This is a genomic window from Accumulibacter sp. (genome assembly GCF_029255285.1).
Lineage (GTDB): Bacteria > Pseudomonadota > Gammaproteobacteria > Burkholderiales > Rhodocyclaceae > Accumulibacter.
In genome coordinates, this window is the sequence record NZ_JAPUVI010000098.1 from 19174 (window position 1) to 44513 (window position 25340).

At 63.5% G+C, this 25340-nt stretch carries 21 protein-coding genes; 9 read left to right on the forward strand and 12 right to left on the reverse strand.

Translation table 11 applies throughout. The features are described from left to right. Nucleotides 1–42: 42 nt before the first annotated feature. On the reverse strand, nucleotides 43–1110 hold the full coding sequence (locus Q1M07_RS14010; protein WP_300454534.1) for a hypothetical protein: 1068 nt from the start codon (nucleotides 1108–1110) through the stop codon (nucleotides 43–45). Nucleotide 1111: 1 nt separating this feature from the next. Continuing rightward, nucleotides 1112–1975 (reverse strand): ThiF family adenylyltransferase, encoded by an 864-nt coding sequence (locus tag Q1M07_RS14015; RefSeq protein WP_300454639.1) that lies wholly within the window; start codon nucleotides 1973–1975, stop codon nucleotides 1112–1114. 194 nt (nucleotides 1976–2169) lie between these two features. Between Q1M07_RS14015 and Q1M07_RS14020 the strand changes: the two genes are divergently transcribed. The 5 genes from Q1M07_RS14020 to Q1M07_RS14040 all read left to right on the forward strand — a co-directional run bounded on the left by Q1M07_RS14020 (nucleotide 2170) and on the right by Q1M07_RS14040 (nucleotide 8780). After that, nucleotides 2170–3405, forward strand: coding sequence for an FtsX-like permease family protein (locus Q1M07_RS14020; protein ID WP_300454535.1), 1236 nt, complete (start codon nucleotides 2170–2172; stop codon nucleotides 3403–3405). Further along, nucleotides 3402–4634, forward strand: a complete 1233-nt coding sequence (locus Q1M07_RS14025; protein WP_300454536.1) for an ABC transporter permease — start codon at nucleotides 3402–3404, stop codon at nucleotides 4632–4634. Before Q1M07_RS14020 ends, Q1M07_RS14025 begins: the two co-directional genes overlap by 4 nt. Before the next feature lie 275 nt (nucleotides 4635–4909). After that, complete coding sequence (locus Q1M07_RS14030; RefSeq protein ID WP_300454537.1) at nucleotides 4910–5908, forward strand: SGNH/GDSL hydrolase family protein; 999 nt, start codon at nucleotides 4910–4912, stop codon at nucleotides 5906–5908. A gap of 182 nt (nucleotides 5909–6090) precedes the next feature. Continuing rightward, on the forward strand, nucleotides 6091–7476 hold the full coding sequence (gene argH / locus Q1M07_RS14035; RefSeq protein WP_300454538.1) for an argininosuccinate lyase: 1386 nt from the start codon (nucleotides 6091–6093) through the stop codon (nucleotides 7474–7476). Nucleotides 7477–7493: 17 nt separating this feature from the next. Next, entirely contained in the window at nucleotides 7494–8780 is a 1287-nt protein-coding gene (locus Q1M07_RS14040) for a serine/threonine-protein kinase (RefSeq protein ID WP_300454539.1), read from the forward strand. A gap of 26 nt (nucleotides 8781–8806) precedes the next feature. Here Q1M07_RS14040 and Q1M07_RS14045 read toward each other — a convergent pair whose 3' ends face one another. Then, nucleotides 8807–9238: a hypothetical protein gene (locus tag Q1M07_RS14045; protein ID WP_300454540.1), complete on the reverse strand. Its 432-nt coding sequence runs from the start codon at nucleotides 9236–9238 to the stop codon at nucleotides 8807–8809. A gap of 226 nt (nucleotides 9239–9464) precedes the next feature. Between Q1M07_RS14045 and Q1M07_RS14050 the strand changes: the two genes are divergently transcribed. After that, nucleotides 9465–9833: a carboxymuconolactone decarboxylase family protein gene (locus tag Q1M07_RS14050; protein WP_300454541.1), complete on the forward strand. Its 369-nt coding sequence runs from the start codon at nucleotides 9465–9467 to the stop codon at nucleotides 9831–9833. 65 nt (nucleotides 9834–9898) lie between these two features. Here the strand turns inward: Q1M07_RS14050 and grxD are convergent, their stop codons facing one another. From grxD to Q1M07_RS14075, 5 genes are all read right to left on the reverse strand, one after another. Continuing rightward, nucleotides 9899–10222: a Grx4 family monothiol glutaredoxin gene (grxD, locus tag Q1M07_RS14055; RefSeq protein ID WP_300454542.1), complete on the reverse strand. Its 324-nt coding sequence runs from the start codon at nucleotides 10220–10222 to the stop codon at nucleotides 9899–9901. 71 nt (nucleotides 10223–10293) lie between these two features. Further along, on the reverse strand, nucleotides 10294–11094 hold the full coding sequence (prmC, locus tag Q1M07_RS14060) for a peptide chain release factor N(5)-glutamine methyltransferase (protein WP_300454543.1): 801 nt from the start codon (nucleotides 11092–11094) through the stop codon (nucleotides 10294–10296). Nucleotides 11095–11192: 98 nt separating this feature from the next. Continuing rightward, a complete protein-coding gene (prfA, locus tag Q1M07_RS14065; RefSeq protein WP_300454544.1) occupies nucleotides 11193–12275 on the reverse strand; it encodes a peptide chain release factor 1 in 1083 nt (360 codons plus the stop codon). Between the two features lie 67 nt (nucleotides 12276–12342). Next, entirely contained in the window at nucleotides 12343–13611 is a 1269-nt protein-coding gene (gene hemA, locus Q1M07_RS14070; protein WP_300454545.1) for a glutamyl-tRNA reductase, read from the reverse strand. A gap of 380 nt (nucleotides 13612–13991) precedes the next feature. Beyond that, nucleotides 13992–14564 carry a lipid-binding SYLF domain-containing protein gene (locus Q1M07_RS14075; RefSeq protein WP_300454546.1) on the reverse strand — a complete coding sequence of 191 codons (573 nt, stop codon included), beginning with the start codon at nucleotides 14562–14564 and terminating at the stop codon, nucleotides 13992–13994. 304 nt (nucleotides 14565–14868) lie between these two features. Between Q1M07_RS14075 and Q1M07_RS14080 the strand changes: the two genes are divergently transcribed. Both Q1M07_RS14080 and Q1M07_RS14085 read left to right on the forward strand, forming a co-directional pair. Further along, entirely contained in the window at nucleotides 14869–16281 is a 1413-nt protein-coding gene (locus Q1M07_RS14080) for a bifunctional enoyl-CoA hydratase/phosphate acetyltransferase (protein WP_300454547.1), read from the forward strand. A 1-nt stretch (nucleotide 16282) separates the two neighbouring features. Then, complete coding sequence (locus Q1M07_RS14085) at nucleotides 16283–17467, forward strand: acetate kinase (RefSeq protein WP_300454548.1); 1185 nt, start codon at nucleotides 16283–16285, stop codon at nucleotides 17465–17467. Between the two features lie 97 nt (nucleotides 17468–17564). On the opposite strand, the gene fabI is transcribed toward Q1M07_RS14085, so the two are convergent. After that, on the reverse strand, nucleotides 17565–18398 hold the full coding sequence (gene fabI, locus Q1M07_RS14090; protein ID WP_300454549.1) for an enoyl-ACP reductase FabI: 834 nt from the start codon (nucleotides 18396–18398) through the stop codon (nucleotides 17565–17567). 293 nt (nucleotides 18399–18691) lie between these two features. Between fabI and ppc the strand changes: the two genes are divergently transcribed. Next, nucleotides 18692–21448: a phosphoenolpyruvate carboxylase gene (ppc, locus tag Q1M07_RS14095; RefSeq protein WP_300454550.1), complete on the forward strand. Its 2757-nt coding sequence runs from the start codon at nucleotides 18692–18694 to the stop codon at nucleotides 21446–21448. 939 nt (nucleotides 21449–22387) lie between these two features. Here the strand turns inward: ppc and Q1M07_RS14100 are convergent. The 3 genes from Q1M07_RS14100 to Q1M07_RS14110 form a co-directional block, all read right to left on the reverse strand. Beyond that, nucleotides 22388–22747, reverse strand: a complete 360-nt coding sequence (locus Q1M07_RS14100; RefSeq protein WP_300454551.1) for a hypothetical protein — start codon at nucleotides 22745–22747, stop codon at nucleotides 22388–22390. Nucleotides 22748–22995: 248 nt separating this feature from the next. After that, nucleotides 22996–24495 carry an RHS repeat-associated core domain-containing protein gene (locus Q1M07_RS14105; RefSeq protein ID WP_300454552.1) on the reverse strand — a complete coding sequence of 500 codons (1500 nt, stop codon included), beginning with the start codon at nucleotides 24493–24495 and terminating at the stop codon, nucleotides 22996–22998. A 39-nt stretch (nucleotides 24496–24534) separates the two neighbouring features. After that, nucleotides 24535–25002 carry a hypothetical protein gene (locus Q1M07_RS14110; RefSeq protein ID WP_300454553.1) on the reverse strand — a complete coding sequence of 156 codons (468 nt, stop codon included), beginning with the start codon at nucleotides 25000–25002 and terminating at the stop codon, nucleotides 24535–24537. Nucleotides 25003–25340: the final 338 nt, after the last annotated feature.

Below are 25340 nucleotides of genomic sequence, written 5' to 3' on the forward strand. Positions count from 1 at the left end.
TAATGGATTTTGTCCCCCATGGCCAGATAGCCGCGCCAGAAGCTAGACTCCCCAAGCGCCTTCCAGGTAATCGGTCAGCGGCCGCCGCCCGCTGACGACGGGCGACTGTGTCGCCGAGCCGAGGCGGAACAACATCAGGGGAAACGAGTCGCCGAGGACTTTCTTCCAGCCTTCCACCAGGTGGCGTTGCAGGGCTGCCGGAATGCCCTCCTCGCTGGCCGCCGGGAAGGCGTAGAGGGCCGAGGCCGGCATCGGTTGCAGAACTCGCCCATGCGCCGTGACAACCAGCCACAGCCGCTGGAAAGAGCGGCCGGCATTGATGACTGACTGATCGTCGGTCCGCCGGGTCGCCAGCAACCCCAGGTGTGGCGCCAGCCGACAAGGCAGGAAGCAGGAGCGAACGCCGAGCAAGTGGTGCGCGCCGAAGATATTCGCCAGACGGGCCAACGACCAGTGGCGCAGCGCAGCGAAGAATATGCGCAGCGCCGCTTCCACCCCCAAACTGCCCGGCGGCAAGCCCTCGGTACAGGATTTTTGCCAGCCGACGTCGAAGCGGATGGCAGAAAACAGTTCCTCGTGCAGGAGCGGGTTGCGAAAGCGCTCCGTTTCAGCACAGCGCATCAGGCGCAGCACCTGCCGACGTGATTCGGTTTCGTCCAACCAGATCAGTTCGTTGCCCGGGCGCGTGCCGACGGCAACGGCAAGTTCCGCACGCTGTTCGTTGCTCATCGCCGGGCCGCGAAAAATCAGCGCCCGGTTGGTGTGACGAAGAGGAATCATAGACCACAGCGGGTCGACTTCAGCGGCTTGCGGGCGCAGGCGGATTTTCAGAACCACATCGGGGTGCGCGGGGTCGGGCAACAGGAGCGCTTCCGTGGCGATGGCGAAACGACTGGCCGCAATCGTCAGGTTCTCGACCAGTGCACCCAGCGACAGCAGCAACAGGACACGTTTGTATCCCCCCTCGAGCGGCAAGCGTCGGTCGACCAGGCGGACGCCGATGCTATCGCCACTGACGGTGAATCTGACCCGGTGATGATTGTCGGCCGAGGGTGCGAGGATGGCGCTTTCAAGGACGAAACGGAGCTGCTCCGGGGTCGGTTGTTCCATGTCAGTCGATTCCAAGCTTGTAGCGGGCCAGGGCGATCGCCAGGCGATTGAACGGGTGACGGTTGCCGCCCGGCCGCCAGGTGTGGACCAGCCTATTACGATAGGCGTCGAACTGAATGCCGTGCGGAGCGGCCCACACTTTGCCCCGGGCGAGCAGAATCTTGAGCGCTTCGCTGGCCGCAACGCCAGCGCACAGCATACAGGCCATCGGTGTTGACGGCCCTTTATGAAGCTCCAGGTTGACCCGCGTCTGGTCTGCCAGATAGTGGCGATGGAGCAAGGCAGGCGCCAGACCGACGAGAAAGCGTATCGCCTTGTCGAGTTCGGGTCGACCGGCGACCTGGAAATAGTCTTCGAAACTGATGCCGCCCGGGAGAAAATTCATCAACGCGGCACTCATACCGAGCGGCGCGACCGTGATCGCAGGAATGCCGTGCCGGGCGCAATAGCCGAACACCTGTTCGCGAGCGCCGAAGGCAAAAAAATCGAGGCCGTCGACGTACAGATCAACGCCCTCGAAGAAGGTGCTCAGATTGCTTTCCTTGACGCCTTCCCCATAAAGTTGCAGGCGGCATTGCGGGTTGATATCCCGCGCCATGGCCGCGAGAACCTCGACCTTGGGCCGGCCGACGGTCGACATTCCGGCACCCGCCTGGCGGTTGAAGTTGGCGGCTTCGAAGATGTCGAGATCGGCGATGTTGAACTCTCCGATGCCCAACCGTGCCAGCGTCAGAAGATGGAACCCGCCGACCCCGCCGAGACCGGCGATCGCCACCCGCGCTTTTCGCAAGCGGGCTTGTTCGGCGTCGGTTACCCAACCGATGTTCCGTGAAAACGCCTGATCGTAGTCGAAAGCTTGCACGATTACCCCTCTGCAATTAGTATCAAGACCTTGACCGTCTCCGGCAAATCGCCGAATCCGGCGTTGCGTACCAGCGCAACGATTTGATTTAACTTGGCCGATGGCCGCAAGACTGGCGCCTGTCGCGAGTAATTTCAAAGCCTTAAGCCATGGCTGTGAGCGGCTTCCGGTGAAACATTACAGGCAAAGTAGACGCGGTGCCAATAGCTAACCTGATTCCCGATCTCCGCCTTGCGCTGCGAAACCTTCGACGCAACACACAGCGTACGCTGGTCGCCGTGGGCACTGTCGCGTTCGGCATCGTCGCTTTCCTGCTCGCCGGCGGCTTCATCGAGTTCATTTTCCAGGATCTGCGGGAGACAACGATCCACTCGCAACTGGGTCACGTGCAGATCGTTCGCCCCGGCTATTTTGACAAGGGAATCGCCGATCCTTACGCTTTTCTGCTGCCGGGTCGTTCGCCCGAACAGCAACTGGTCGAAAAAACCCCCGGTTTTGCCAGCTTGGCTCCCCGCCTGGCGTTCAGCGGTTTGATCAGTCATGAAGAAGCAACGATTGCCTTCATCGGCGACGGCGTCGATCCGGAGCGTGAGAAGCTCCTGAGCAGCAGTGTCACCATCGTCAGCGGTCGGGATCTGACGTCAGCCGGCGAATCCGCCGCCCTCCTCGGCGAGGGCTTGGCGCGCAGCCTGGGCGTCCAGGCTGGAGACGTCATCGTCTTGCTGGTGACGGCGGCCAACGGCAGTGCCAACGCCGTCGAGGTCAAAGTCGCGGGAACCTTCGCCACGACCTCCAAAGAGTATGACGACAGGGCCCTGCGTCTGCCGCTGACGATCGCCAGAAAGCTGATGAAAGTCGACGGTGCGACGTCATGGGTCCTCCTTCTGCAGCACACCGAACTCACCCGATCGGCCACCGAGCACCTCGGCCGAGTCCTGCCGCCAAAGGATTTCGAAGTTGTGCCGTGGTCCGATCTGGCGGATTTCTACAACAAGACCGTGGTCCTGTTTTCGAAGCAGGTCAGCGTCGTCAAGTACATCATCGGTCTGCTGATCGTCCTCACCATCTCCAACACGCAGACCATGTGCGTACTCGAGCGCACGACCGAGATTGGCACCGGTCTGGCGATCGGCCTGCGTAGCCGCCAGGTGATGGGCCTGTTCATCATCGAAGGAACGTTGGTCGGCCTGCTCGGCGGACTCCTCGGAGTCGCTCTGGGGTACGCGCTGGCGCAGGCGATTTCGGCCGTCGGCATTCCGATGCCACCGCCACCGGGCATGTCGCGAGGCTACATCGGCCAGGTTCTGGTCAACCGCTCGCTGGCGGTCGATGCTTTCCTGCTGGCGCTGTTTACGACTCTGCTCGCCAGCCTCATGCCGGCGTGGAAAGCGAGCCGGATGAACATCGTCGACGCGTTACGACACAATCAATGAACATTTCGCTCCCCAGCCAGTGGTCTTTTGCTCTGCGCAACATCTTTCGCCAGCGCCTCCGCTCGGCGGCGACGCTGGCGGCAATCACCCTTGGCGTGACCGGGCTGATTCTTGCCGGCGGTTTCGTGCAGGACATCTTCGTCCAGCTCGGTGAGGCGCTGATCCATTCCCAGAGCGGCCACCTGCAGATTGCCCGCCAGGGCTTCCGGGACGGCCGTACTCGTGCCCCGGAGCACTATCTGATCGAAAACCCGGGCGAACTGAAAAAGCAACTGCTGACGCAGAAGGCAATACAGATGGTGCTGGCGCGCCTGGAGTTTGCCGGAATGATCAACAACGGCAAGCGCGATCTGGGCATCATCGGCCAAGGCGTCGAGCCGTCTTCGGAAGCGCGGCTGGGTAGCTACCTGAACTATACGGAAGGACGTCCGCTGGCCGACAGCGACCACGACGGAATTGTCCTCGGGCAGGGCGTCGCGCGGACACTCGGTCTGAAAGCCGGCGACCGTGCGAACCTGGTGATCAGCCTGGCGCAGGGCGCGGTCAATACCCTCGACTTCGAAGTAGTTGGGATCTTTCAGAGCTTTTCCAAGGAGTTCGACGCGCGGGCCGTCCGCATTCCCCTGGCTGCGGCGCGGAATCTGATGGATACCCAGTCCGCGCATGTCCTCGTGGTGGCGCTCGACAAGACCGAAGACACGGCGCGTGTACAGGAATCGCTACGCCGGCAGTTCGCGCCGGCAGGCTACGAGATCGTCTCCTGGCGAGAATTGTCGGATTTCTACGACAAAGCGGTGGAACTGTACGGCCGCCAGTTCGGCGTACTGCGGCTGATCATCCTGCTGATGGTTCTGTTGAGCGTGGCGAATAGCGTCAACATGACGATTTTTGAACGGACGCGAGAGTTCGGTACCTTGCTCGCACTCGGCGACCGGCCGGGACGCGTGTTCCGTTTGATCGTCACGGAGAGCGTCCTGGTCGGCCTGATCGGCGCGATCCTCGGTATGGGACTGGGTTGTCTTGCCGCCTGGCTGATTTCCGCCATCGGGATACCGATGCCTCCGCCACCGAATGCCAACATCGGCTACACGGCGCTGATCCGACTACTGCCAATCGAAGTGCTGAGCGCCGGGGCGATCGGCTTTACCGCCACCTGCCTGGCCGCCGTGCTACCGGCGCGGCGCGCCTCGCGCCTGCCGATCGTCGACGCCCTGCGCCACGGCGCGTGACCGGCACGCGGCAGCGACCTGTCGAAATATTTTACACCTGACGGTGAAACTGCCGCCTGCCGATGCTTGTCGAGTTGGCGCCGGCAAAACAACCTATTGCTCTAACAAGATTTAATTCTCATTCCGAGAATCGAGGCGTGATTATTGCTTCTGTCGCCAGGCAGTTTTTTCGCCCACGGCGTCCACTTCTCCCTTGCACGTCCGCGGGGAGGTGAGGATTTCCACTTCGACGACCGTGTACCACTTGCGCCATTTATTGAGGGGAGACCCACACGATGCGTCATCTGTTTGTTGCTGTACTTACCGCCTTCGTCTCCATACCCGCGATCGCGACTCCGACAGGCGTTTATTTTTTTGGCGACAGCCTGACCGACGTCGGCAATGTGACTGCCGTCTATGCCACAGTGCCCCACCCGCCCGGAGCACCGGCCACGATCCCGGGCGCCCCTTACGATCCAGAAGGCCGCGCCAGCAATGGTCCGATCTACGCCGATGTCGTCGCGGCCGGCCTCGGTACCGGCTTCAGCGCAACCCCCTCGGTGCTCGGCGGTAACGACTTCGCTTTCGGCGGCGCGCGTACCCGCTACCAGATTTTTGGCGCACCGTTCAAAGGCATTCTCGATCAGGTGGCAAGCTTCACGGCCCGTCCCGGGCCAGCGGACAGTAGTGCGCTGTACGTGCTGTGGGGTGGATCGAACAACCTGCAGGACATCATTCTGGGCAAGACGAGCGATGTCAACGGCAACCCGATTCCGACGGTCGGACAAACGATCAGCGACCTCGCGAGTGCCATCGGTGCACTCTACGCCGATGGCGCGCGGAAGATTTTCGTTCCCAACGTACCCGATCTCGCCCTCGTACCGCGCGTCAGGGAATTTGGCCCGGCCGCGCAAGCCGGGGCGCACGCCCTGAGCGTCGCTTTCAACGCGGGCCTCGCCAGCACTCTGGCGGCGCTCGAGGCCGGTCTGAGCGGTCTGGACATCATCGACTTCGACACCTACGCGAACCTCAACGAAGTCATTGCCCACAAGTCGCTGTACGGTTTCACCAACACCACGAGCCGCTGCTACACGGGCGACGACACGGGCTTCACGGGTGGCGGTACGGTCTGCGCCAACCCCGACGAGTATCTGTTCTGGGACGGAATCCACCCGACCAGCGCCTTACATACCCTCCTTGGCGAGCGCATGCTGGCGCGGATTCCGGAACCGACGACGCTTCTCTTGATGACGCTGGCGCTCGGCATTAGCTGCCGCGTACGCGCCCGCCGATAGTAGGCATCGGCCTGCCGCCATCCGCGGCAGGCTGACGACGACGCTTCTCCCCGGCGCCTGGTCAACCAGCCGCCGACCGCAGCGCTAAGCGCAGCGCTCGGGGAATGGGTTTATACTTCGCTTGACTCGACGCTGTGCCGCTCGCCGGCTCGGTAAGCGATTCTTGCCCAGGAAGCCCCCCCATGAGCCAATCGGATTTTTCACAGTACACCTGGGGCGGCCGCTTCGCGGAGCCGATATCCGAACTCGTCAAGCGTTACACCGCCTCGGTGGCCTTCGACCAGCGCCTTTGGCGTCAGGATATCCGCGCCTCGCTGGCGCACGCGACGATGTTGGCTAGACAAGGCATCATCGCCATGACAGACCTTGCCGAGATCGAGCGCGGCATGGCACAGGTCAGCCAGGAGATCGAAGCCGGCTCTTTTGTCTGGTCCCTCGACCTCGAAGATGTCCATCTGAACATCGAAAAACGCCTGACGGCACTCGTCGGTGACGCTGGCAAACGCTTGCATACCGGCCGTTCGCGCAACGATCAGGTGGCGACCGACGTTCGCCTGTACTTGCGCGATTCGATAGACGACATCCTCGGTCTGCTTGGGCAATTTCAGTCGAGGCTGCTCGACCTCGCCGAAGCCGAGGCGGCTACCCCACTTCCCGGCTTCACGCATCTCCAGGTGGCGCAACCGGTAACCTTCGGACATCACCTGCTGGCCTATTTCGAGATGACCAAACGTGATGCCGAGCGCTTTGCCGATTGTCGCCGCCGCACCAACCGCCTGCCGCTCGGTGCGGCCGCGCTGGCCGGCACGAGTTATCCGATAGATCGTCAGCTCGTGGCCGACCTGCTGGGCTTCGACGGCGTTTGCGAAAACTCGCTCGACGCCGTTTCCGACCGTGATTTTGCTATCGAATTCTGTGCCGCCAGTGCCTTGACGATGATGCACCTGTCGCGCCTTTCGGAAGAGCTCGTATTGTGGATGAACCCGCGTGTCGGCTTTGTCAAGCTTGCCGACCGCTTCTGCACGGGCAGTTCGATCATGCCCCAGAAGAAGAATCCGGATGTACCCGAACTGGCGCGCGGCAAGACGGGCCGGGTGTACGGGCATCTGATGGCCTTGCTGACTCTGATGAAGGGTCAGCCACTGGCCTACAACAAGGACAACCAAGAAGACAAGGAACCGTTGTTCGACGCCGTAGACACGGTCAGCGACACGCTACGCATTTTCGCCGAGATGATCCCCGGCATCACCAGCCAGCCGGAGAACATGCGCCACGCTTTAAACCAGGGATTTGCCACCGCCACCGATCTGGCCGACTATCTGACCCGCAAGGGGCTGCCTTTCCGCGACGCGCACGAAGTGGTCGGCCTCGCTGTTCGCCATGCCGAAGAACGCGGCGTAGACCTGGCCGAACTCCCACTTACGGAATTGCGGCAATTCTCGGAGCTGATCGACGACGACGTCTTCGCGGTGCTGACCGTCGAAGGGTCTCTCGCGTCGCGCCGGCACATTGGCGGCACCGCTCCCGATCAGGTCTTGGCAGCAATCGCCCGCGCCCGCCGCGCCTAGCGTCGGCGACGCCAAGCATGCAGAAAATCGGCAAATACGAGCTGGTCCGCGAAATCGGTCGCGGCGCGACGTCCACGGTGTACCTGGGCAGAGACCCCTTCACTCAACGGAACGTGGCGGTCAAAGTCGCTTCTCCGGACATTCTGAAAGATGCCAAGCGGCGACGCCTCTATACGCACCTTTTTCTCAATGAAGCGGCCCTGATCGGCAAGCTGTTGCACCCGCACATTGTCCAGACCTACGATGCGGTGGTCGACGACCAACTGTGCTATATCGTGATGGAGTATGTCGCGGGCGGAACCTTGGAGACTGTGTGCGCCGCCGACCGACTGTTACCGATCGAGCGCATCGTCGAAATCGTTTTCAAGTGCACGCGCGCGCTCGAGTTTGCTTTCCAGGCCGGAATCATCCATCGCGACATCAAACCGGCCAACATCCTGTTGACCAGTGCCGATCCCAATCAGGGGGACATCAAGCTCTCCGATTTCGGGGCAGCCATCATCGGCTCACCCGACCGCACGCTGGTTCTGGGCATCGGCTCACCAGCCTACATGTCACCGCAACAGGTAAAGGAGCAGACGCTCGATCACCAGACGGACATCTACTCGCTGGGCGTCGTCATGTATCAGCTGTTGACCGGTCACCTGCCTTTTCAAGGGCGAAACAGTTATGACATGATCTATCAGATCATCAACGGCGAGTTTCGCCGACCTTCGACATTGCGTAGCGGCATTCCGGAAGTCCTCGACAAAATCGTCGCGCGCGCGATGAGCAAGAAGCTTCATCAGCGTTACCGTAGCTGGCAGGAGTTCGCGCACGACTTGGCACAGGCCTTCCGCGATCGGCAACTGAAGGTCGCGAGCGATCGCATGCCTGACCTCGAAAAGTTCGATACGCTGCGCTCCTTCCCCTTCTTTGCTGACTTTTCGGACGTCGAAATCTGGGAAGTCGTGCGCTTCTCGGAATGGACCTGTGTTGAACCCGACACAGTGGTGATTCGCGACGGAGAACCCGGGGACTGCTTCTATTTTCTTGCCGAGGGCGAGCTGAAGGTGCTCAAGAATGGCATGGTCCTGGAGTTGCTGGCAAACGGCGACTGTTTCGGCGAGATGGCGGTGATCGGTAAAGAAAAGTCGATTCGTGGCGCCGACATCGTCACCCTGACCCGAGCCAAACTTGCCAGGATAACCGGCAACGCCTTGAAAACGTCGTCCGAGTCGTGCCGCTTCCACTTTTACCAGGCCTTCCTGGCCGTCCTGAGCGAGCGCCTGACATCGGCCAACCTGCGCCTAGTGAGCTTCTGACAGGTTGTCCGCTCAGGGCGCCTCGCTTATTGCCCACAAAACGGCGCCACACCATCCGGGCCCATCAGCGCCGGCCGCTGATAAGCGGTGCGGACAACTCCGGTAGCGGCGTCGAACAGCACATCGAAACGCGCGAGCTGATTCCAGCTATCGCAGAATTGCCACTCCCAAACCAACTCGTCGCGTGCCGGGTAGTATTCCGTCCACTGCGGAACCGGCGGCCCGAGCAGACGCAGAACCGACTCTTTGTCACTTCTTCCGGGCTGCAGACGGGCAAAATACGTCATCTTCAACACCTGCTCGATTCGCTGCAGCCGTCCATCGGCAGCCATGAAAACCATGAACGTATGAGGACCTTCTGGCCCGCGCGGATACGCCAGTTGCTCGCTGCCATCGGCATCTCGCCAAGTCATGGCCGGCGTGCCCATCGCTGCCGTCACATCGAGTCGGGTCGCCACGCCCGTCTTGAGTCCGTATCCGCTGTAGCCCGCACAAGCCGTCAACAATAGGGCAAGGCTGCCGACCAATAGACCTAGCGCTGTCCGGCGGCGACAGCCCAGTCGTCCACCCATCGTCGAAGGTCGCTCGCGAAAGATCCGACGGCGTAGCCGGCCCGAAGGCGGGTTGCTCCGAGCGGTCTTCCGATGTATATTAGAATTTTCTAATAAAACAATCGGAGAAATCATGAGCAGCAAGTCCTTTACCACGATTACACAGGATGTTTCCAAGGCATTGCGTACCCTGCACCACGACAGTCCCGATACGATGCAGGGTTTCAACGCCATGGCCAAGGCGGCACTCGCACCCGGTGTCCTGTCGGCCCTCGACAAAGAACTAATCGCCCTGGCAATCGGTGTCGCCAGCCGATGCGACGCCTGCCTCGGTTTTCATGTCAAGGCTCTGATTCGACTGGGTGTCAGCCGCGCCCAGCTGATGGAAACCTTGGCCGTGTGCACCTACATGGGTGGCGGGCCGTCACTCATGTACGCGGCCGAAGCAATCCGCGCCTATGAGGAATTCAGCGCCGCCAAGCCGATTTCGGGGAGTTCCTGAGCGCCGGCTGGCGGAACGAGGCGGCACGCGTCACCACTCACGGCGACGGTGCGACGAACGATCCGTCAGACGGCGTCCACCAAACCTTCGAATAATTTCTGCAGCTCACCGTCGGCGTACATCTCACGCATGATGTCACAACCGCCAATGAACTCGCCACGCACATAGAGCTGCGGAATCGTCGGCCAATTGGCATATTCCTTGATTCCGCTGCGGATCTCCGGATTCTCCAGGACATTGACACTCAGAAAACTGGAAACGCCGCAGGCTTTGAGAATCTGCACAGTGACCGCCGAGAAACCGCATTGCGGGAACTGCGGCGTTCCCTTCATGTAGAGCACCACTGGGTTGCTGCTTACCTGCTGCTTGATCAATTCCTGCGCATCCATCGGAAATCCCATCCTACCCATAGTTGAGAACGAAAATCGGCATCGAGTTTAGCGGCTACGTCGACCAGCCGTCAACGCAGGCAGCCGCCGCTGACGCGTTCTATGCCGGACAGGTCCGTCCACGACGCGACGTCGGAAAACCCTGCCTGGCGCAGCAGACCACGCACCTCCGACGCCTGCTCGTAACCATGTTCCAGAAGCAGCCAGCCGCCCGGCACGAGGTGGTCCGCCGCCCCGCCGACAATGACGCGGACACACGTCAAACCGTCACCTCCGACCACGCCATCGGTCAGCGCCATCTGTGGCTCGTAGGGAAGACCCCCGCGCTGCAAATGGGGATCACCCTCGAACACATATGGCGGGTTGGCAACCAGCAGGTCGAAGCGTTCGTCCGCCAATGGCGAATACCAATCGCCGGCCCGAAAATCCACCTCGACGTTGTGTACTTGCGCGTTGCGGCGGGCCACGGCCAGTGCCGCCGTGGACAGATCCACCGCGGTGATACGCGCCGCCGGACAAAGGCGGGCCATGGTCACCGCCACCACCCCTGAGCCCGTGCCGAGATCCGCCACACTGGGTCGCTGTAACGACTGCAGATGGTTGACCGCCAACTCGACCAGCAGTTCCGTCTCGGGACGGGGAATCAACACCGCAGGAGTAACGGCGAACTCGCGGCCATAAAAACCCGCCGAGCCGAGCAGATAAGCCAGGGGTTCCCCCGCGGCGCGACGTTCGACGAGCGCCTCGAGGGTAGCAGACTGCTCCGTCGACAGCGCCCGCGTCGGCGAGGTAATCAGCTCGGCATGCGTGCAGGTGGCGACGTGTTGCACCAAGAGGCGTGCGTCGATCCGATCGACCAGGTGGCTGGCCATGCGCCAAGCCTCGCCGAGAGTTGTCGCTCGCACCGGCATTCAGAAAAGCGCCAGCTGACCGCACGGGCGCGAAACGGCATGCGGCTTGTCTTGCACTACTAGGCGCTCTCGGCGAGCAAAGCCAGTTGATCCGCCTGGTGCTCGGCAGTCAGAGCGGCAAGCAATTCGTCGAGGTCACCGTCCATGATCGCTTCGATCTTGTACAAGGTCAGATTGATTCGGTGATCGGTAACTCGACCCTGCGGGAAGTTGTAGGTCCGGATTCGTTCGGAACGATCGCCACTGCCAATCAGATTCCGCCGCTCGGAAGCAATGCTGGCCTGCTGTTCGCGCTCCTGCGCATCCCGGATGCGCGCCACCAGCACGGACATCGCCTGTGCCTTGTTCTTGTGCTGCGACCGATCGTCCTGGCATTCGACGACGATCCCGGTCGGCAGATGCGTGATCCGCACCGCCGAATCGGTCTTGTTGATGTGCTGCCCTCCGGCTCCGGACGCCCTGTAGGTGTCGACCCGGATTTCCGCCGGGTTGATCTGGACTTCCTCGAGCGAATCGGCCTCGGGCATCACCGCGACTGTGCAGGCGGACGTATGGATGCGGCCTTGCGCCTCCGTATCCGGAACACGCTGCACGCGATGCGCGCCCGACTCGAACTTGAGCCGCGCGTACACGCCAATGCCCACGATGCGGGCGATGATCTCTCGGTAGCCGCCGAGGTCGGACACGCTGGCCGAAACCACTTCAACCTGCCAGCGCCGGCGCTCCGCGTAGCGACAGTACATGCGAAACAGATTACCGGCAAAGAGCGCCGATTCGTCGCCGCCGGTACCGGCGCGAATTTCGAGGAAGACATTGCGATCGTCCTTGGCGTCTTTGGGCAGCAGTAGTTTTTGCAGCTCTCCCTCGATCAACGGCAAGCGTTCCTTGATCGACGTCGCTTCCGCCTCCGCCAACTCCCGCATTTCCGGGTCGGAGACCATCTCGAGCGCGGAAGCGAGGTCGCCGCTGGTCCGTCGCCAAGTGTCGTAAAGAGCGACAACTGGCGAGATCTCGGCGTGTTCGCGCGACAGCCGACGGTACTCGTCCAGGTCGCGCGTCGCTTCACCACTCGCCAGCATGCGGTCGAGTTCGTCGAGACGACCGGCCAAGTGCTCAAGTTTGTCGCAGATACTTTGGTTCATCGGATCGGCTCAAGCGTCGTGTGAGGGAATAGTTGATTTACGGATTAACGGGTGATCCGTGGTCCGGCTACGACTCGTCAAAACGGCGGGACTCGGGATGCAGATGGAACAAGCGGGTGACCAGCGACTGGAGGTCATCTCGCTCAGAATCTGCCTGGCTCAGCGCCTGCGTCGGAGCGTGCAGGAACTTGTTGGTCAGACGGTGCGAGAAGTGGTCGAGAACCTGCGCCGGATCGTCGCCCCTGGCCAACAGTTTGAGCGCGTGCTCCATCTCGTGCCGACGGGCGCGCTCGGCGGCATCGCGCAGCGAGCGGATGATCGGCACCGTACCACGCGTCGCCATCCAGCGCAGAAAGGCGTCGACCCGCTCGGCAATGATCGCCTCCGCGTCTAGCACGGCGGCCTGACGCGATTCGAGACCAGACTCCACGACCTGTGCGAGATCGTCGATGGTGTACAGAAACACATCATCCATCTCGCCGACCTCGACTTCGATATCCCGCGGCACGGCAAGATCCACCATGAACATCGGCCGATGACGACGCCGTTTGATGGCGCGCTCTACCATGCCGAGACCCAGGATGGGCAACGGGCTGGCGGTGCAGGAGACGACGATATCGAACTGCCACAGACGTTCGCCGAGTTCCTCGAGTCGAATCGCCGTTCCAGCAAAGCGCTCGGCCAACGCGAGCCCGCGTTCGACCGTGCGGTTGGCTATGACCACTTGCCGCGGCCGCTGAGCGGCGAAATGGCGGGCACACAGGTCGATCATTTCGCCGGCACCGATGAACAGGATCTTCTGATCGGCGATACGTTCGAAAATCCGCTCCGCCAAATGAACGGCGGCAGCCGCCATCGAAACGATATTGGCGCCAATCGCCGTCGTCGAGCGCACCTCCTTGGCGACCGCAAAAGAATGCTGAAAGAGCTTGTGCAAGGTCGTGCCTAGCGTTCCCGCCTCTTCCGCAAAACGAAGCGCGTCCTTCATTTGCCCGAGGATCTGGGGCTCCCCGAGTACCATCGAGTCGAGCCCGCTGGCAACGCGAAAGGCGTGACGAACCGCGTCACGCTCGGGATAGGTATAAAGGTATGGCTCGATCTCGTGGCGCGCCAGATGATGATAGTCGGCCAGCCATTGAGCGGCGGCCTCGGGCATGTCGGTCGCGAAGTAGACTTCCGTGCGGTTGCAGGTCGACAAAATGGCCGCCTCATTGACTGGCTTACGGCGCGTCAGGTCACCGAGTGCTTGCCGCACGGTGTTGGCGTCAAACGCAACTTGCTCGCGCACAGCGAGTGGTGCCGTGTGGTGATTAAGGCCCAGGGTAAACAGCGCCATGCTCGGCAGACGGTGGCAAGGGTGACGGGAAATTGATCTGAAAGGCGCGCCAGCGACTCACGCACCTCCCTCGGCCGCGGGGAGTCGAGGGTGGGGTCATGGCGATCATCACGGCGGTGCCGGAAAACGCCATGGACGTTAGCCGAGAATTATAACATTCGCGCCACCGCTCTCCTCGTACTAACGATCGAGTCGGTATAAAGCAGTGACGCGAACCTGACTACGCGATTGTCGCGACCTTGGGCAACCTTGGGAATCCTCGCCACGGGTGCCGCGACACAGTGACCCGGCCTGCCGTAGCCGGCTCGTGACGCTGTTGCACGACGCCACATAAACCGTTCGCCAGCCGCGGCGCGAAGGGGCCGGCGAGCCGGACCCCGCTAGTCGTTCAGCTTCGTAATCTTGTTCCCTTGCAGGCCAATGCCGGCCATCAGGCCCTTCTGGCTGAAGATGAAAGCGTAGATATCGTCTTTCGCGGTCGTCGAGGTCAGTGATTTGCCCATTCCCTGATCGACCACCACGACCGAAGGTCCGACACCGATTTCCAGCCCGTCGTTCTGGTTGAGGGCCTCCAGCGCCTTCTCGTTCATGAAGAACATGGCGTAGGCATACTGCTGCGCGCCAGCCTGGAGGCCGTACGACGCTCCCGCCGTGTTGTAGTAGCCGGCCACCTTGCCGCCCTTGAAGAGGACCCCGTCGCCGTACTGCCCGCCGACGACGAGACCGGCCTTGGTGATCTTCGGAAACACGAGGACGGCGGCGGCGTCCCTGGACAGCGCCTTGGCCGCCGGCTGCTTGGCGACCAGCTTCTGATAGATCTGTTGTGCTTCCTGCTCGAGCGCCGCGCGGCCTTCCGCCGCCAAAGCGCTTGCCGGGACGACCAGCGCAGCAACCAGGGCGGCCAGGAAACAACGCGTGAGTTGAGCAACTCGTGAAACCAATGTCTTGTACATGTATTTCTCCATCGAGAATCGCCACTGGAATGAGTCTGCCGGCTCGCCCGAGCCGGCTAGAAATGATGATACGCCAAGGTCTGCCGAAACGGGGCTCCGTCCTTGCCACCGCTTGCCATGCCGGAGCTTGCGCACCGGGCCCGCGTGCCGACAGGCAAGGCTATAATGATCGCGTGGTCGCTTCGCACTCGTTGCCGCGCTCCGAGGAGATTCCCCGGCGCCAACGGCACAGGCTCCAGGCGGCCTCCCGGCGTTCGGAACCCGACCTCCACCAACCGCTACCTTCATCCCCATTGAGCCAGTCATGAGCAGGGAAACTCTTCGCAACCGTTGTTTCGACGAAATCGGCATCGGCGATACGGCGGCGGTCAGCCACACGCTAAGCTTGCGTGACGTACAGCTTTTCGCTGCCGTTTCGGGCGACATCAGCCCGACCCAGCTCGACAGCGAACTCGACCGTCAACTCGGCCCCTCCGAACTCGCTGCGCACAGCATGTGGCTGGGGGCCCAGGTCTCCGGCCTGCTCGGCAACCAGCTTCCAGGACCGGGAATGGTACACGTCGGCCAGGATCTGCAGTTTCTGGCACCGCTGCTGATCGGCGAACAGGTCACCATCACGATCACCGCGACCGCCAAGGAGGCGGCGAGTCGGTGCGTGACCTTCGATTGCCTTGGCCGTAACGGACGCGGCATGACGATCATGACCGGCACAGCCCGCGTCATCGCGCCGCAGACGAAGATCAGCATGGAACGTCCGGATGCGGCGCAGGTGTCGATCCAGAGCCACGATCGCTTCGCGGTTCTCGTCGAACGCTGTCAAGACCTGCGGCCGGTGCCGGTAGCAGTGGCGCACCCTTGTGACGAATCGTCGCTCGGTGCCGCACTGCAGGCGTGGAGCGACGGCCTGATCGAACCGATTCTCGTCGGGCCGCTGGTCAAGCTGCGCGCCGTGGCGGAACAGCATGGCTTCGATCTCTCGGGACTCCGCTTGGAGGACGTCGCGCACAGTCACGCCGCCGCCTATCGGGCGGTCGAACTGGTCCGCCTCGGCAAGGCGGCGGCGCTGATGAAGGGCAGCCTGCATACCGACGAACTGATGGCGGAAGTGGTCAGCCGGGAAAGCGGCCTGCGCACCGAACGACGCATCTCGCACGCCTTCGTGATGGACGTGCCGACCTATCACAAGCCCTTGATCGTCACCGATGCGGCGATCAACATTGCTCCCGACCTCGACGTCAAGCGCGACATCTGTCAGAACGCGATCGATCTGGCCCGGACTCTCGGCGTGGCGCGTCCCAAAGTGGCGATCATCTGCGCCGTCGAATCGATCAACTCGCGCATGATCTGTACGACCGACGCGGCTTCCTTGTGCAAGATGGCGGACCGTGGCCAGATCAGCGGCGCGCTCGTCGACGGTCCGCTTGCCTTCGACAACGCGATCAGTCAGGAAGCCGCGCGCATCAAGAACATCGACTCGCTGGTTGCCGGTGACCCCGACATCGTCGTCGTCCCCGATCTCACGGCCGGCAACATTCTCGCCAAACAGCTCACTTTCATGAGCAACGCCGATGGCGCCGGCATCGTACTCGGCGCTCGCGTGCCCATCATCCTCACCAGCCGCGCCGATAGCAAGCGGACCAAACTCGCCTCGTGCGCCGTCGCCTGCCTGATGGCCAGCGCGACGCTGGGCAAAGGCTCGACGAAAACCGGAGGCTGACATGGAAAAGGTAATTCTCGTCCTCAACGCCGGCTCGTCCAGCCTCAAGTTTTCGGTCTTCGAACTTCCTGCGTCGGCCGAAATGCGTCCGCTCGCGATCGGCCAGGTCGAAGGACTGGGCACGGCACCGCGCTTCAAGGCGAAGGATGGCGAGGGCAACACGATCGTCGAAAGGCGCTGGACTACCGCGGAAGTGGCGGGCCCAGCGCAGGCCCTGCAGGAGATCATTGCTCTTCTGCGCTCTCATCTCGAGGGAAGGGTGCTGGTCGGCGTCGGCCATCGCGTCGTGCACGGTGGCCCCGACTACTCGGAGCCGCTGCGGATCGACGCGGCGGCCCTCGAGAAGCTCGATGCTCTGGTGCCGCTGGCGCCGCTGCACCAGCCCCACAACCTCGCCGCCATCCGCGCGGTACAGCAGGCGCGGCCCGAGATGCCGCAAGTGGCCTGCTTCGACACGGCCTTCCACCGCACCCAGGAGAGCATCGCCGACCTTTACGGCCTGCCCTATGAGTACTACGAACGCGGCATTCGACGCTACGGTTTCCATGGCCTTTCCTACGAGTACATCGCCGCGACGCTGCCGTCGGTGGCGCCGGAAATCGCCGACGGGCGCGTGGTCGTTGCTCATCTGGGCAGCGGCGCCAGCATGTGCGCCATCCACGACGGACGCAGTGTCGGCAGTTCGATGGGCTTCACGGCGCTCGACGGCCTGATGATGGGTACCCGGCCAGGCAACATGGATCCCGGAATCGTCCTCTACCTGCTGCAGCAGGAAGGTCTGTCGGCCAAACAGATCGAGGATCTGCTCTACAAGCGCTCCGGCCTGCTCGGCCTGTCCGGGATCGGCAACGACATGCGGGTTCTACTGGCCAGCGAGGCGCCTCGGGCCCGGCTGGCGATCGAACTCTTCGTCTATCGGATCAGCCGCGAACTCGGCGCGCTCGCCGCCGTCCTCGGTGGTCTCGACGCGCTGGTATTCACCGCCGGTATCGGCGAGAACAGCGCGCGTATTCGGCAGCTCGTTTGCGAAAAGGCACGCTGGCTCGGCATCGAGCTCGACGCGGCGGCCAACGACCAGGGGGGGCCGCGCATCAGCCGCCCGGAAAGCAGAACCTCGGCCTGGGTGGTGCCGACCAACGAGGAACTGATGATCGCCCGCCACACCCGCCAGTTGTTGAGTCTTTAGGTCCGCGCCGCTGAGCTGGCGCGTGGCGGCTTGCTGCCGCCGAGCAATTCATCGCTCACCGCCCGTTCGAGCGAGCCAGGGCCATCGACAGCCGCGCTCAACCGACGACGTGATAGCCGCCGTCGATGTGGATCGTTTCGCCGGTGATCAGCTTCGCGTAGTCGGAAGCCAGGAAGGCCGTGGCCATGCCGACATCCTCGATGCTGACCAGCATGCGGCTCGGCGCACGCGTCGCGGCGATCTCCATCAACTCGTCGAAGCGATCGATGCCGGTCGCCGCACGAGTCCGGATCGGGCCGGGCGAGATCGGGTGCACGCGAATCCCTTTCGCTCCCAACTCGGCGGCGAGGTAGCGCGCAGCCGCCTCCAGCGCCGCCTTGACCGGGCCCATCAGGTTGTAGCGATCGACCACCTTCTCGGCACCGTAGTAGCTCATCGTGAACAAGGAGCCCCCTTCCTTCATCAGTGGCTCGGCGAGCTTCGCCATGCGGATGAAGGAATGGCAGGAGACGTCCATGGCCATCAGGAAACCGTCGCGCGAGCAGTCGGTGACACGGCCGTGCAGATCGTCGCGCGGCGCGAAAGCGATCGAGTGCAGCGCGATGTCAAGCTGACCCCAGTTTTTCTCGAGCGCCGCGAAGACGGCTTCGAGCTGTCCGGGAATGCGCACGTCACAGGGCAGATAGAGCGCCGGATCGACCGCCAGGTGATTGGCCAGCGCTTGGGTGTAGGGCTTGCTCTTTTCGTTCAGATAGGTCATCGCGACGCTCGCGCCGAGAGCCCGGAAAGCCAGCGCACAGCCATAGGCGATCGACTGGTCGTTGGCGATTCCGATGACCAGCGCCTTTTTCCCTTCGAGCGCGCCAGTCGGGCCTTTGACTTTGGTTTCGAGGTCGCGAAAGAAGGCCTCGGTCGGATTGGTATCGGTCATGTCTTGTTCCTCATCGGCATGTCGGGTGGAAGTGCGTCGGAAAGCCTGGCGAATATTCGGTGGGCAGCCGTGGGCCGGCGCAGGACGTGCCCGGACGACGCGGTCGGGTGGGGTTTTCCCGAAGGGTCCTCGCCTCTCGCTTGCCGGGAGGGGATCAGGCTCGCACCCCATCATTCTAGCGCAGGCACGATCGGCCAGCCGACAAGGTTTTCCGGGTTTGAGCGCCATGACGACCGCCACCTAACCTATACTCCGCGGACGATACCGCGCTGACGACCGAAAGGAATGCCGCGATGCAGGAAGCTCCGACCGAAGACAAGGATTTGCCGCTGCGCGAGGACATCCGCTTGCTCGGCCGTCTGTTGGGCGACACACTGCGGGCGCAGGAAGGCGAGGCAACTTTTGACCTGGTAGAGCGTATCCGCCTCTGCGCCCTGCGCTTTCATCGCGACGAGGACAGCGGCGCCAGACAGGAACTGGCGGCGACTCTCGACTGCCTGTCGCCCGAGCAGACGCAAGTCGTCGTGCGCGCCTTCAGTTGTTTCTCGCATCTGGCCAACATTGCTGAGGATCAGCACCATATCCGGCGCTCGCGCGCCCACCTGATCGCCGGCTCGCCGCCGCACGCCGGCAGCCTGGCCCACGCTCTGACGCGCGCCCGTGCCGCCGGCTGCGATCCGGCGCAGCTGTACGACTTCTTCGATGGCGCCTCGATTGTCCCGGTACTCACCGCGCATCCCACCGAAGTCCAGCGCAAGAGTACCCTCAATGGGCAACGGGCGATCGCCGACTTGTTGCAGCGACGTGACAACGGCCACCTGACGCCCGACGAGCAGGAGTCGCTCGGCGAAGGTTTGCGCCGCATCGTGCTGACTCTCTGGCAGACGCGCATGCTGCGCACCAGCCGCTTGATGGTGCTCGACGAAGTGGTCAATGGCTTGTCGTATTACGACTACACTTTCCTGCGCGAACTGCCGAGGCTCTACGGCTGGCTGGAGGATCATCTCGGCGCGGCCGATGGCGGACGACGAGCGCTCGAACTGCCTGACTTCCTCCACCTGGGAAGCTGGATCGGCGGCGACCGCGACGGCAATCCTTTCGTCACCGCCGGCGTCACTCGCCAGACCCTGCGGCTTCAGTCGGCGCGGGCACTACGTTTTCACCTCGACGAGATTCACGCGCTGGGCGCCGAACTGTCGCTCGCCGAGGGCCTGGTAGGCGTTTCCGAAGCCTTGCAGTCCTTGGCGGCACGTTCGCCGGACAGTGCCGCGGCACGCCGCGACGAACCGTATCGGCGTGCGCTGACCGGCATCTACGCCCGCCTGGCGGCCACCCTGCGCAGCCTCGACGGCGTCGAGCCGGAACGGCATGCCGTCGGCGAGTCGGCCGCCTACGCCGATGCGGAAGAATTTGCCGCCGATCTGGACATCATTCATCGTTCGCTGGTGGCCAACGGTTCACCGCTGTTGGCGCGTGGACGCTTACGCGCCCTGCGCCGTGCGGCCCGGGTTTTCGGTTTTCACCTGGCGACACTCGATCTGCGTCAGAACTCTGAGGTGCACGAGCAGGTCGTCGCCGAACTGCTGGAAGCGGCGAGTCCCGGCACCGGCTACCGCGGGCGCGACGAGGCCGGGCGGATTGAGCTGCTGCTGCGCGAGATCAGCTCGACGCGACCGCTCGCCTCCCCTCATCTGAGCTACAGCGACGCGACGCGCGACGAACTGGAGATCTTCCGTACCGCCGCCGACGCTCACCGCGCCTACGGTCGGCAGGCCTTGCAAAACTACATCATCTCCAAGACGGACGGCGTTTCGGACTTGCTGGAAGTGGCGCTGCTGCTCAAGGAATGCGGCCTGCTGCTGCCGCAGTCGGCCGATCTGGCGGTGAATATCGTGCCGCTTTTCGAAACCATCCCGGACTTGCGCAACTGCCCGCGGGTGATGGACGAACTGCTTTCGCTGCCGGCCTATCGGCGGCTCGTGCACAGCCGCGGCGACCTGCAGGAGGTGATGCTGGGCTATTCGGACAGCAACAAGGACGGCGGCTTCCTGACTTCGGGGTGGGAACTGTACCAGGCAGAGATTGCGCTGGTCGAGGTGTTCGCGCGTCACCGCGTCAAGCTGCGCTTGTTCCACGGACGCGGAGGCTCGGTGGGCCGCGGCGGCGGTCCGAGCTACCAGGCGATCCTCGCCCAGCCTGGTGGCGCGGTCCAGGGCAGGCTGCGACTGACCGAGCAAGGCGAGGTAATTGCCAGCAAGTACTCGAATCCGGAGCTCGGTCGGCGCAACCTCGAGATCCTGGCCGCTGCCGTTCTCGAAGCGACCTTGCTGGCGGCGCCCGACCCGGCGCCGCAGCCGGAGTACCTCGAAGCGATGGCCAGGCTCTCGCAGTCGGCCTATCGTGCCTATCGCGGCCTGGTTTACGAGACGGAGGGCTTCGAACGCTACTTCTGGGAATCGACGGTCATCGCCGAGATCGCGCATCTGAACATCGGCAGCCGACCCGCTTCGCGCAAGAAAACCACTGCCATCGAAGATCTGCGCGCCATACCCTGGGTCTTCAGTTGGGCTCAGTGCCGCCTGATGTTGCCGGGCTGGTACGGTTTCGGCAGCGCGGTACGCGAATTCCTCGCCGAGCAGCCGGCGGGTCTGGAGTTGCTGCAGCGCATGTACCACGAGTGGGGCTTTTTCCGCACCCTGCTGTCGAACATGGACATGGTTCTCGCCAAGAGCGATCTGGCGATCGCCGCCCGCTACGCCGACCTGGTCACGGATTCTGCGCTGCGTGCCGCGATCTTCCCGCGGCTGAAGGCCGAGTGGCAGGCGACGGTCGATGCCCTGCTGGCGATCAGTCGGCAGGGCTGCCTACTGGAAGAAAATCCGCTGCTCGCCAGGTCGATCCGGCACCGCTTTCCCTACCTCGACCCGCTGAATCACCTGCAGATCGAACTCATACGGCGGCTGCGTGCCGGCAACCAGGACGAGCGGGTGAAACGCGCCATCCACCTGACGATCAACGGCATCGCCGCTGGTCTGCGCAACAGCGGCTGAGTCCAAGGCGCGAAGGCTCTGCCCGTCGCCTTTATGCCGCGGCGGGAGGGGCGAATACCCGAATCAGGCCACGCATTGTCGTAGGGCAGCGCACCGGCGAGCACAGCGGCGGGGCCGTCGGAACGGATCGCATTGAGTTGCGGAGTGGCGGCGCGCAGGTAGGCGGTAACGGCGCTGCCGTCGGTCTGGCGGATGTGGTTGCCGGCGCAGACCGTCACCGTAGACGACGGTCTGCGCCGGCGGCGTGAAGAGGCCGACGCGCTCGCTGGCGGTGCGCCGCCGGCTGAGGACGTCGTGAATGAGCTTGTGCGGGGTCAGCGTCCAGGGGCAAGAGGCCAGGCGCGACGAGATCTTGAGCTGGATGGTGGCCGGGGGGAGAAGAAGCTGGCATCCGGTGGGGTCGTGAGCGCCACCCGGGGCAGGCAGACGCCCGCGCCGGGCTCCAGCGTGCCGGCCAGCCGCCGTTGCAGATCCGACGGCAGCTACGCCGCCACCGGCGGCGTCTGGGCCAGGCCCGGCGGTGGCAGGAGCGCGGCGGCGACGAGCAGGACGAACTGGGCTGACCGGCAAAGGGGTTTCATGCGGCAGTTCCTGGAGAAGTGACGGCGGAACGACGCGTACAGCAAGGGCTGGTCGAGGGCCTGTTAACGGACTGTTCGAGACGGGTGGCGAGACGCTCGGGCAAGGCGGGTGCGGAGACCGGCGCAGCGGTCGTTCGGGCCGGAGGCGGAGTGAAAGCGAGGGTGGCGTCGGTCATCGAGGTCGGTTTCAAGCGGGCGGTTTTCTTGGCGGCGACGGTATTAGCGAGGGTGATGTGTTCGGTTTCGGGCGGAACGGGTTAGCAGGTGCAAGGTTCAAGACTCGACCCCCAGCGTTGCAAAAGAACAGTGCTTCGCGCCGGGTGAAATCGTGGTGCGTCCCCTATTTTCTGCAACAATCTCACTCCCAAGCGATGGTTTCATCGATGGCTGACCGGAACCACGCCCAGACGTCGCTGAACGCGGCTTCGTCTTCCCAGCCTGGGGAAGCAAAGTCATGAATGACGAACACCTTTTCCCCTGCACCGCTCGACCAGCATGCCACGTCATCGTTGTCTTGCCGGTAAGCGAACGGAAACAGCTCACGTCCCGGATAGCGTTCGCCCAAGCCACGTGCGTGAACCAATGCCCACTCAACTTCCATGATGTGCCAAGGGGTGAGGTGGATCAGCCCTTGCTCGACTAGCCGACAAAACGAATGCGGATACTCAAGCCAAACCGGGCGTTGATGTGAAGGTGCGATGAACAGTTCTTTACTCATGGAGAGAAGCCTGGGGTTGATGGGTGAACACCCGGCGAGCCATTCGGGTATAGGCGTCGCCACGCTGGGCTCAGATTACCGATGCGATTCATAGCTGCCTCACCCCAGGTTCCACCTTGCAGGTTTCCTCCCGTGCGGGCGGAAATGCTTCACCAAAACCCCGGATGATGCCTTGAACGGGAGTGTTCGACATCGCAGCAGCGGCAAGCCGGGTGTTGTCCACTGCGGTCAAGGTACCTCAGCCATTCTTACACATCAATCGGCGCTCCTTGCCAGACGTTCGCCCTCATACTCGCAGTAATCTCAGGGAGAGAGCTGCGAACATTGCTCCGGCTGAACCGGATTGTGCTCGCATTCAGCGTCACGGCACTATTTGCCGCAACCGCCGCCTCCCCACCAACCAACGCCGCCCTCGCCAGCATTGTATCCCTGCCCAGCACGCGAACCGGCGCCACGAACATCCTTGCCTCTTCCGACGGCGTATCCGGCACACTCATTTGGTTGGCTGCGGTCAGCAACGCACCGGCGGCCATCGCCGGCACCGAGTAGTCAGCCTCTTCAACCCAGGCATCGATCCCCGTCTGAATCGTTGCCCGCACGCCGAACGAGGTGCATCCGCCTTCGGCCAGCCGTACCGACCCCTCCCCGAACTCCACCTCCCAGCGCACTACCTCGGCGTCGCTCAGCCTCCCGTCGCCGTACCCGTTGGCCGACAGGCAGTCGCCGCCGTAGGCAGTCTCGTGGCTCGCGCTGAACGGGCGGACTCCGACCCGTCCGTTGGGGTCGAGGTATTTGACCGGGTCGTTGCCGACGTCGGCGTAGGGGTTGAGGCCGCCGGCCAGCCCGCTGGGGTCTCTTTGCGTGAAGCGCGCGAGCGTCGGATCGTCGTAGCGCGCGCGGTAGTAGATCAGCCCGCTGGCGTCGGGCTCGCGCCCGGTATAACCGTAGCGCTCGATGCGACCCAGTTGCGCGCCGGGGACGGCGTTGCCCCAGGCGTCGAAGAGCGGCGCGCCGACCAGCGCGCCGTTGCCGTCGGTGACGGCGACCGCGCTGTTCTGCGCATCCTGGTGGTCGTAGCGCTTGTCGTCGCCGCCGGTGGCCAGCCGCCTTCGTCCTCGGCGACGATGTCGGGGCCGTTCGCCGGCGGCGTGGACGGGCCGGCGCGCTCGCTGGCGGCGCGCCGCCGGCTGAGGACGTCGTGAATGAGGTTGTGCGGGGTCAGCGTCTAGGGGAAAGAAGCCAGGCGCGACGAGAACTCGAGCTGAATGGTGGCCGGAAGGAAGAAGAAGCTGGCATCCGGTGGGGTCGTGAGCGCCACCCGGGGCAGGCAGACGCCCGCGCCGGGCTCCGGGGTGCAGGACAGCAGCAGTTGCAGGACCGCCGGCAGCCACGCCGCCACCGGCGGCGTCTGGGCAAGAGTCGGCCGTGGCAGGAGCACAGCGGCGAGAAGGGCGAACTGGGCTGACCGGCAAAGGGGTTTCATGCGGCAGTTCCTGGATAGGTGGCGGCGGAACGAGGCGTCCAGCAAGGGCTGGTCGAGGGCCCGTTAGCGGACTGTTCGAGACGGTGGCGAGCCGCTCGGGCAAGGCGAACGCGAACGCCAAAGCGGCAGGGGTCAGCGGAGCCGGAGCAAAGGCAAGAGTGGCATCGGTCATCGTGGTCGATTGCCAGCGGGCAGTTTTCTTGGCGGCGACGGTATTAGCGAGGGTGATGTGTCGGTTTCGGGCGGAATGGGTGAGCGAATGCAAGATTCAAGACCTGACCCCGAGGTTTGACCCCGAGGTTTTCTAACCGTAGCGCTCGATGCGGCCCAGTTGCGCGCCGGGGACGGCGTTGCCCCAGGCGTCGAAGAGCGGCGCGCCGACCAGCGCGCCGTTGCCGTCGGTGACGGCGACCGCGCTGTTCTGCGCATCCTGGTGGTAGTAGCGCTGGTCGTAGCCGCCGGTGGCGTTGCGGGTGTAGCGCACGATCGGGTCGTCGGTGTTCGGGTCGTGCGTCGTGAAGGCTGCCGGCTGCTGCCAGTCGCCCTCGTACTCGGCGACGATGTCCGGGCCGTTGTAGAGGTACCAGGTGGTGACGCCGTGGCTCGTCTTGCGGATCCGCCGGCCCGGGTCGTCGTAGCCGTAGGTCTCGCTGACGCCGTTGCCGGCGGCGGCGACGAGGCGCTGGTTGGCGTCGTAAACAAGATCGAGGATCTGGCTGCCGCTGCAGGTCGCGGCGCCGCCGCTGACGCCGCCGCCCTGGCACTTGCGCACCAGGTTGCCGGCGTTGTCGTAGACGAGCGCGCCGGCGGGGCCGCCGGAACGGATCGCATTGAGTTGCGGCGTGGCGTCGTGCAGGTAGGCGGTGACGGCGCCGCCGTCGGTCTGCCGGAGGCGGTTGCCGAGCGGGTCGTCGCCGTAGGCGACGGTCTGCGCCGGCGGCGTGAACGGGCCGACGCGCTCGCTGGCGGTGCGCCGCCGGCCGAGGGCGTCTTAGGTGAGGTCGTGCGAGGTCCGCGGCATGGGCGAGGGTGATGTGTTCGGTTTCGGGCGGAACAGGTGAGCGAGTGCAAGATTCAAAACCTGACCCCGACGTTGTGCCAGCTTGCTTC

Bases quoted from the DNA above. Each gene is read 5' to 3' on its own strand.
- Q1M07_RS14010 (WP_300454534.1), bottom strand. From the start codon at position 1,110: ATGGAACAACCGACCCCGGAGCAGCTCCGTTTCGTCCTTGAAAGCGCC.
- Q1M07_RS14025 (WP_300454536.1), top strand. From the start codon at position 3,402: ATGAACATTTCGCTCCCCAGCCAGTGGTCTTTTGCTCTGCGCAACATC.
- Q1M07_RS14030 (WP_300454537.1), top strand. From the start codon at position 4,910: ATGCGTCATCTGTTTGTTGCTGTACTTACCGCCTTCGTCTCCATACCC.
- argH (WP_300454538.1), top strand. From the start codon at position 6,091: ATGAGCCAATCGGATTTTTCACAGTACACCTGGGGCGGCCGCTTCGCG.
- Q1M07_RS14040 (WP_300454539.1), top strand. From the start codon at position 7,494: ATGCAGAAAATCGGCAAATACGAGCTGGTCCGCGAAATCGGTCGCGGC.
- Q1M07_RS14050 (WP_300454541.1), top strand. From the start codon at position 9,465: ATGAGCAGCAAGTCCTTTACCACGATTACACAGGATGTTTCCAAGGCA.
- grxD (WP_300454542.1), bottom strand. From the start codon at position 10,222: ATGGATGCGCAGGAATTGATCAAGCAGCAGGTAAGCAGCAACCCAGTG.
- prmC (WP_300454543.1), bottom strand. From the start codon at position 11,094: ATGGCCAGCCACCTGGTCGATCGGATCGACGCACGCCTCTTGGTGCAA.
- prfA (WP_300454544.1), bottom strand. From the start codon at position 12,275: ATGAACCAAAGTATCTGCGACAAACTTGAGCACTTGGCCGGTCGTCTC.
- hemA (WP_300454545.1), bottom strand. From the start codon at position 13,611: ATGGCGCTGTTTACCCTGGGCCTTAATCACCACACGGCACCACTCGCT.
- Q1M07_RS14075 (WP_300454546.1), bottom strand. From the start codon at position 14,564: ATGTACAAGACATTGGTTTCACGAGTTGCTCAACTCACGCGTTGTTTC.
- Q1M07_RS14080 (WP_300454547.1), top strand. From the start codon at position 14,869: ATGAGCAGGGAAACTCTTCGCAACCGTTGTTTCGACGAAATCGGCATC.
- Q1M07_RS14085 (WP_300454548.1), top strand. From the start codon at position 16,283: ATGGAAAAGGTAATTCTCGTCCTCAACGCCGGCTCGTCCAGCCTCAAG.
- fabI (WP_300454549.1), bottom strand. From the start codon at position 18,398: ATGACCGATACCAATCCGACCGAGGCCTTCTTTCGCGACCTCGAAACC.
- ppc (WP_300454550.1), top strand. From the start codon at position 18,692: ATGCAGGAAGCTCCGACCGAAGACAAGGATTTGCCGCTGCGCGAGGAC.
- Q1M07_RS14100 (WP_300454551.1), bottom strand. From the start codon at position 22,747: ATGAGTAAAGAACTGTTCATCGCACCTTCACATCAACGCCCGGTTTGG.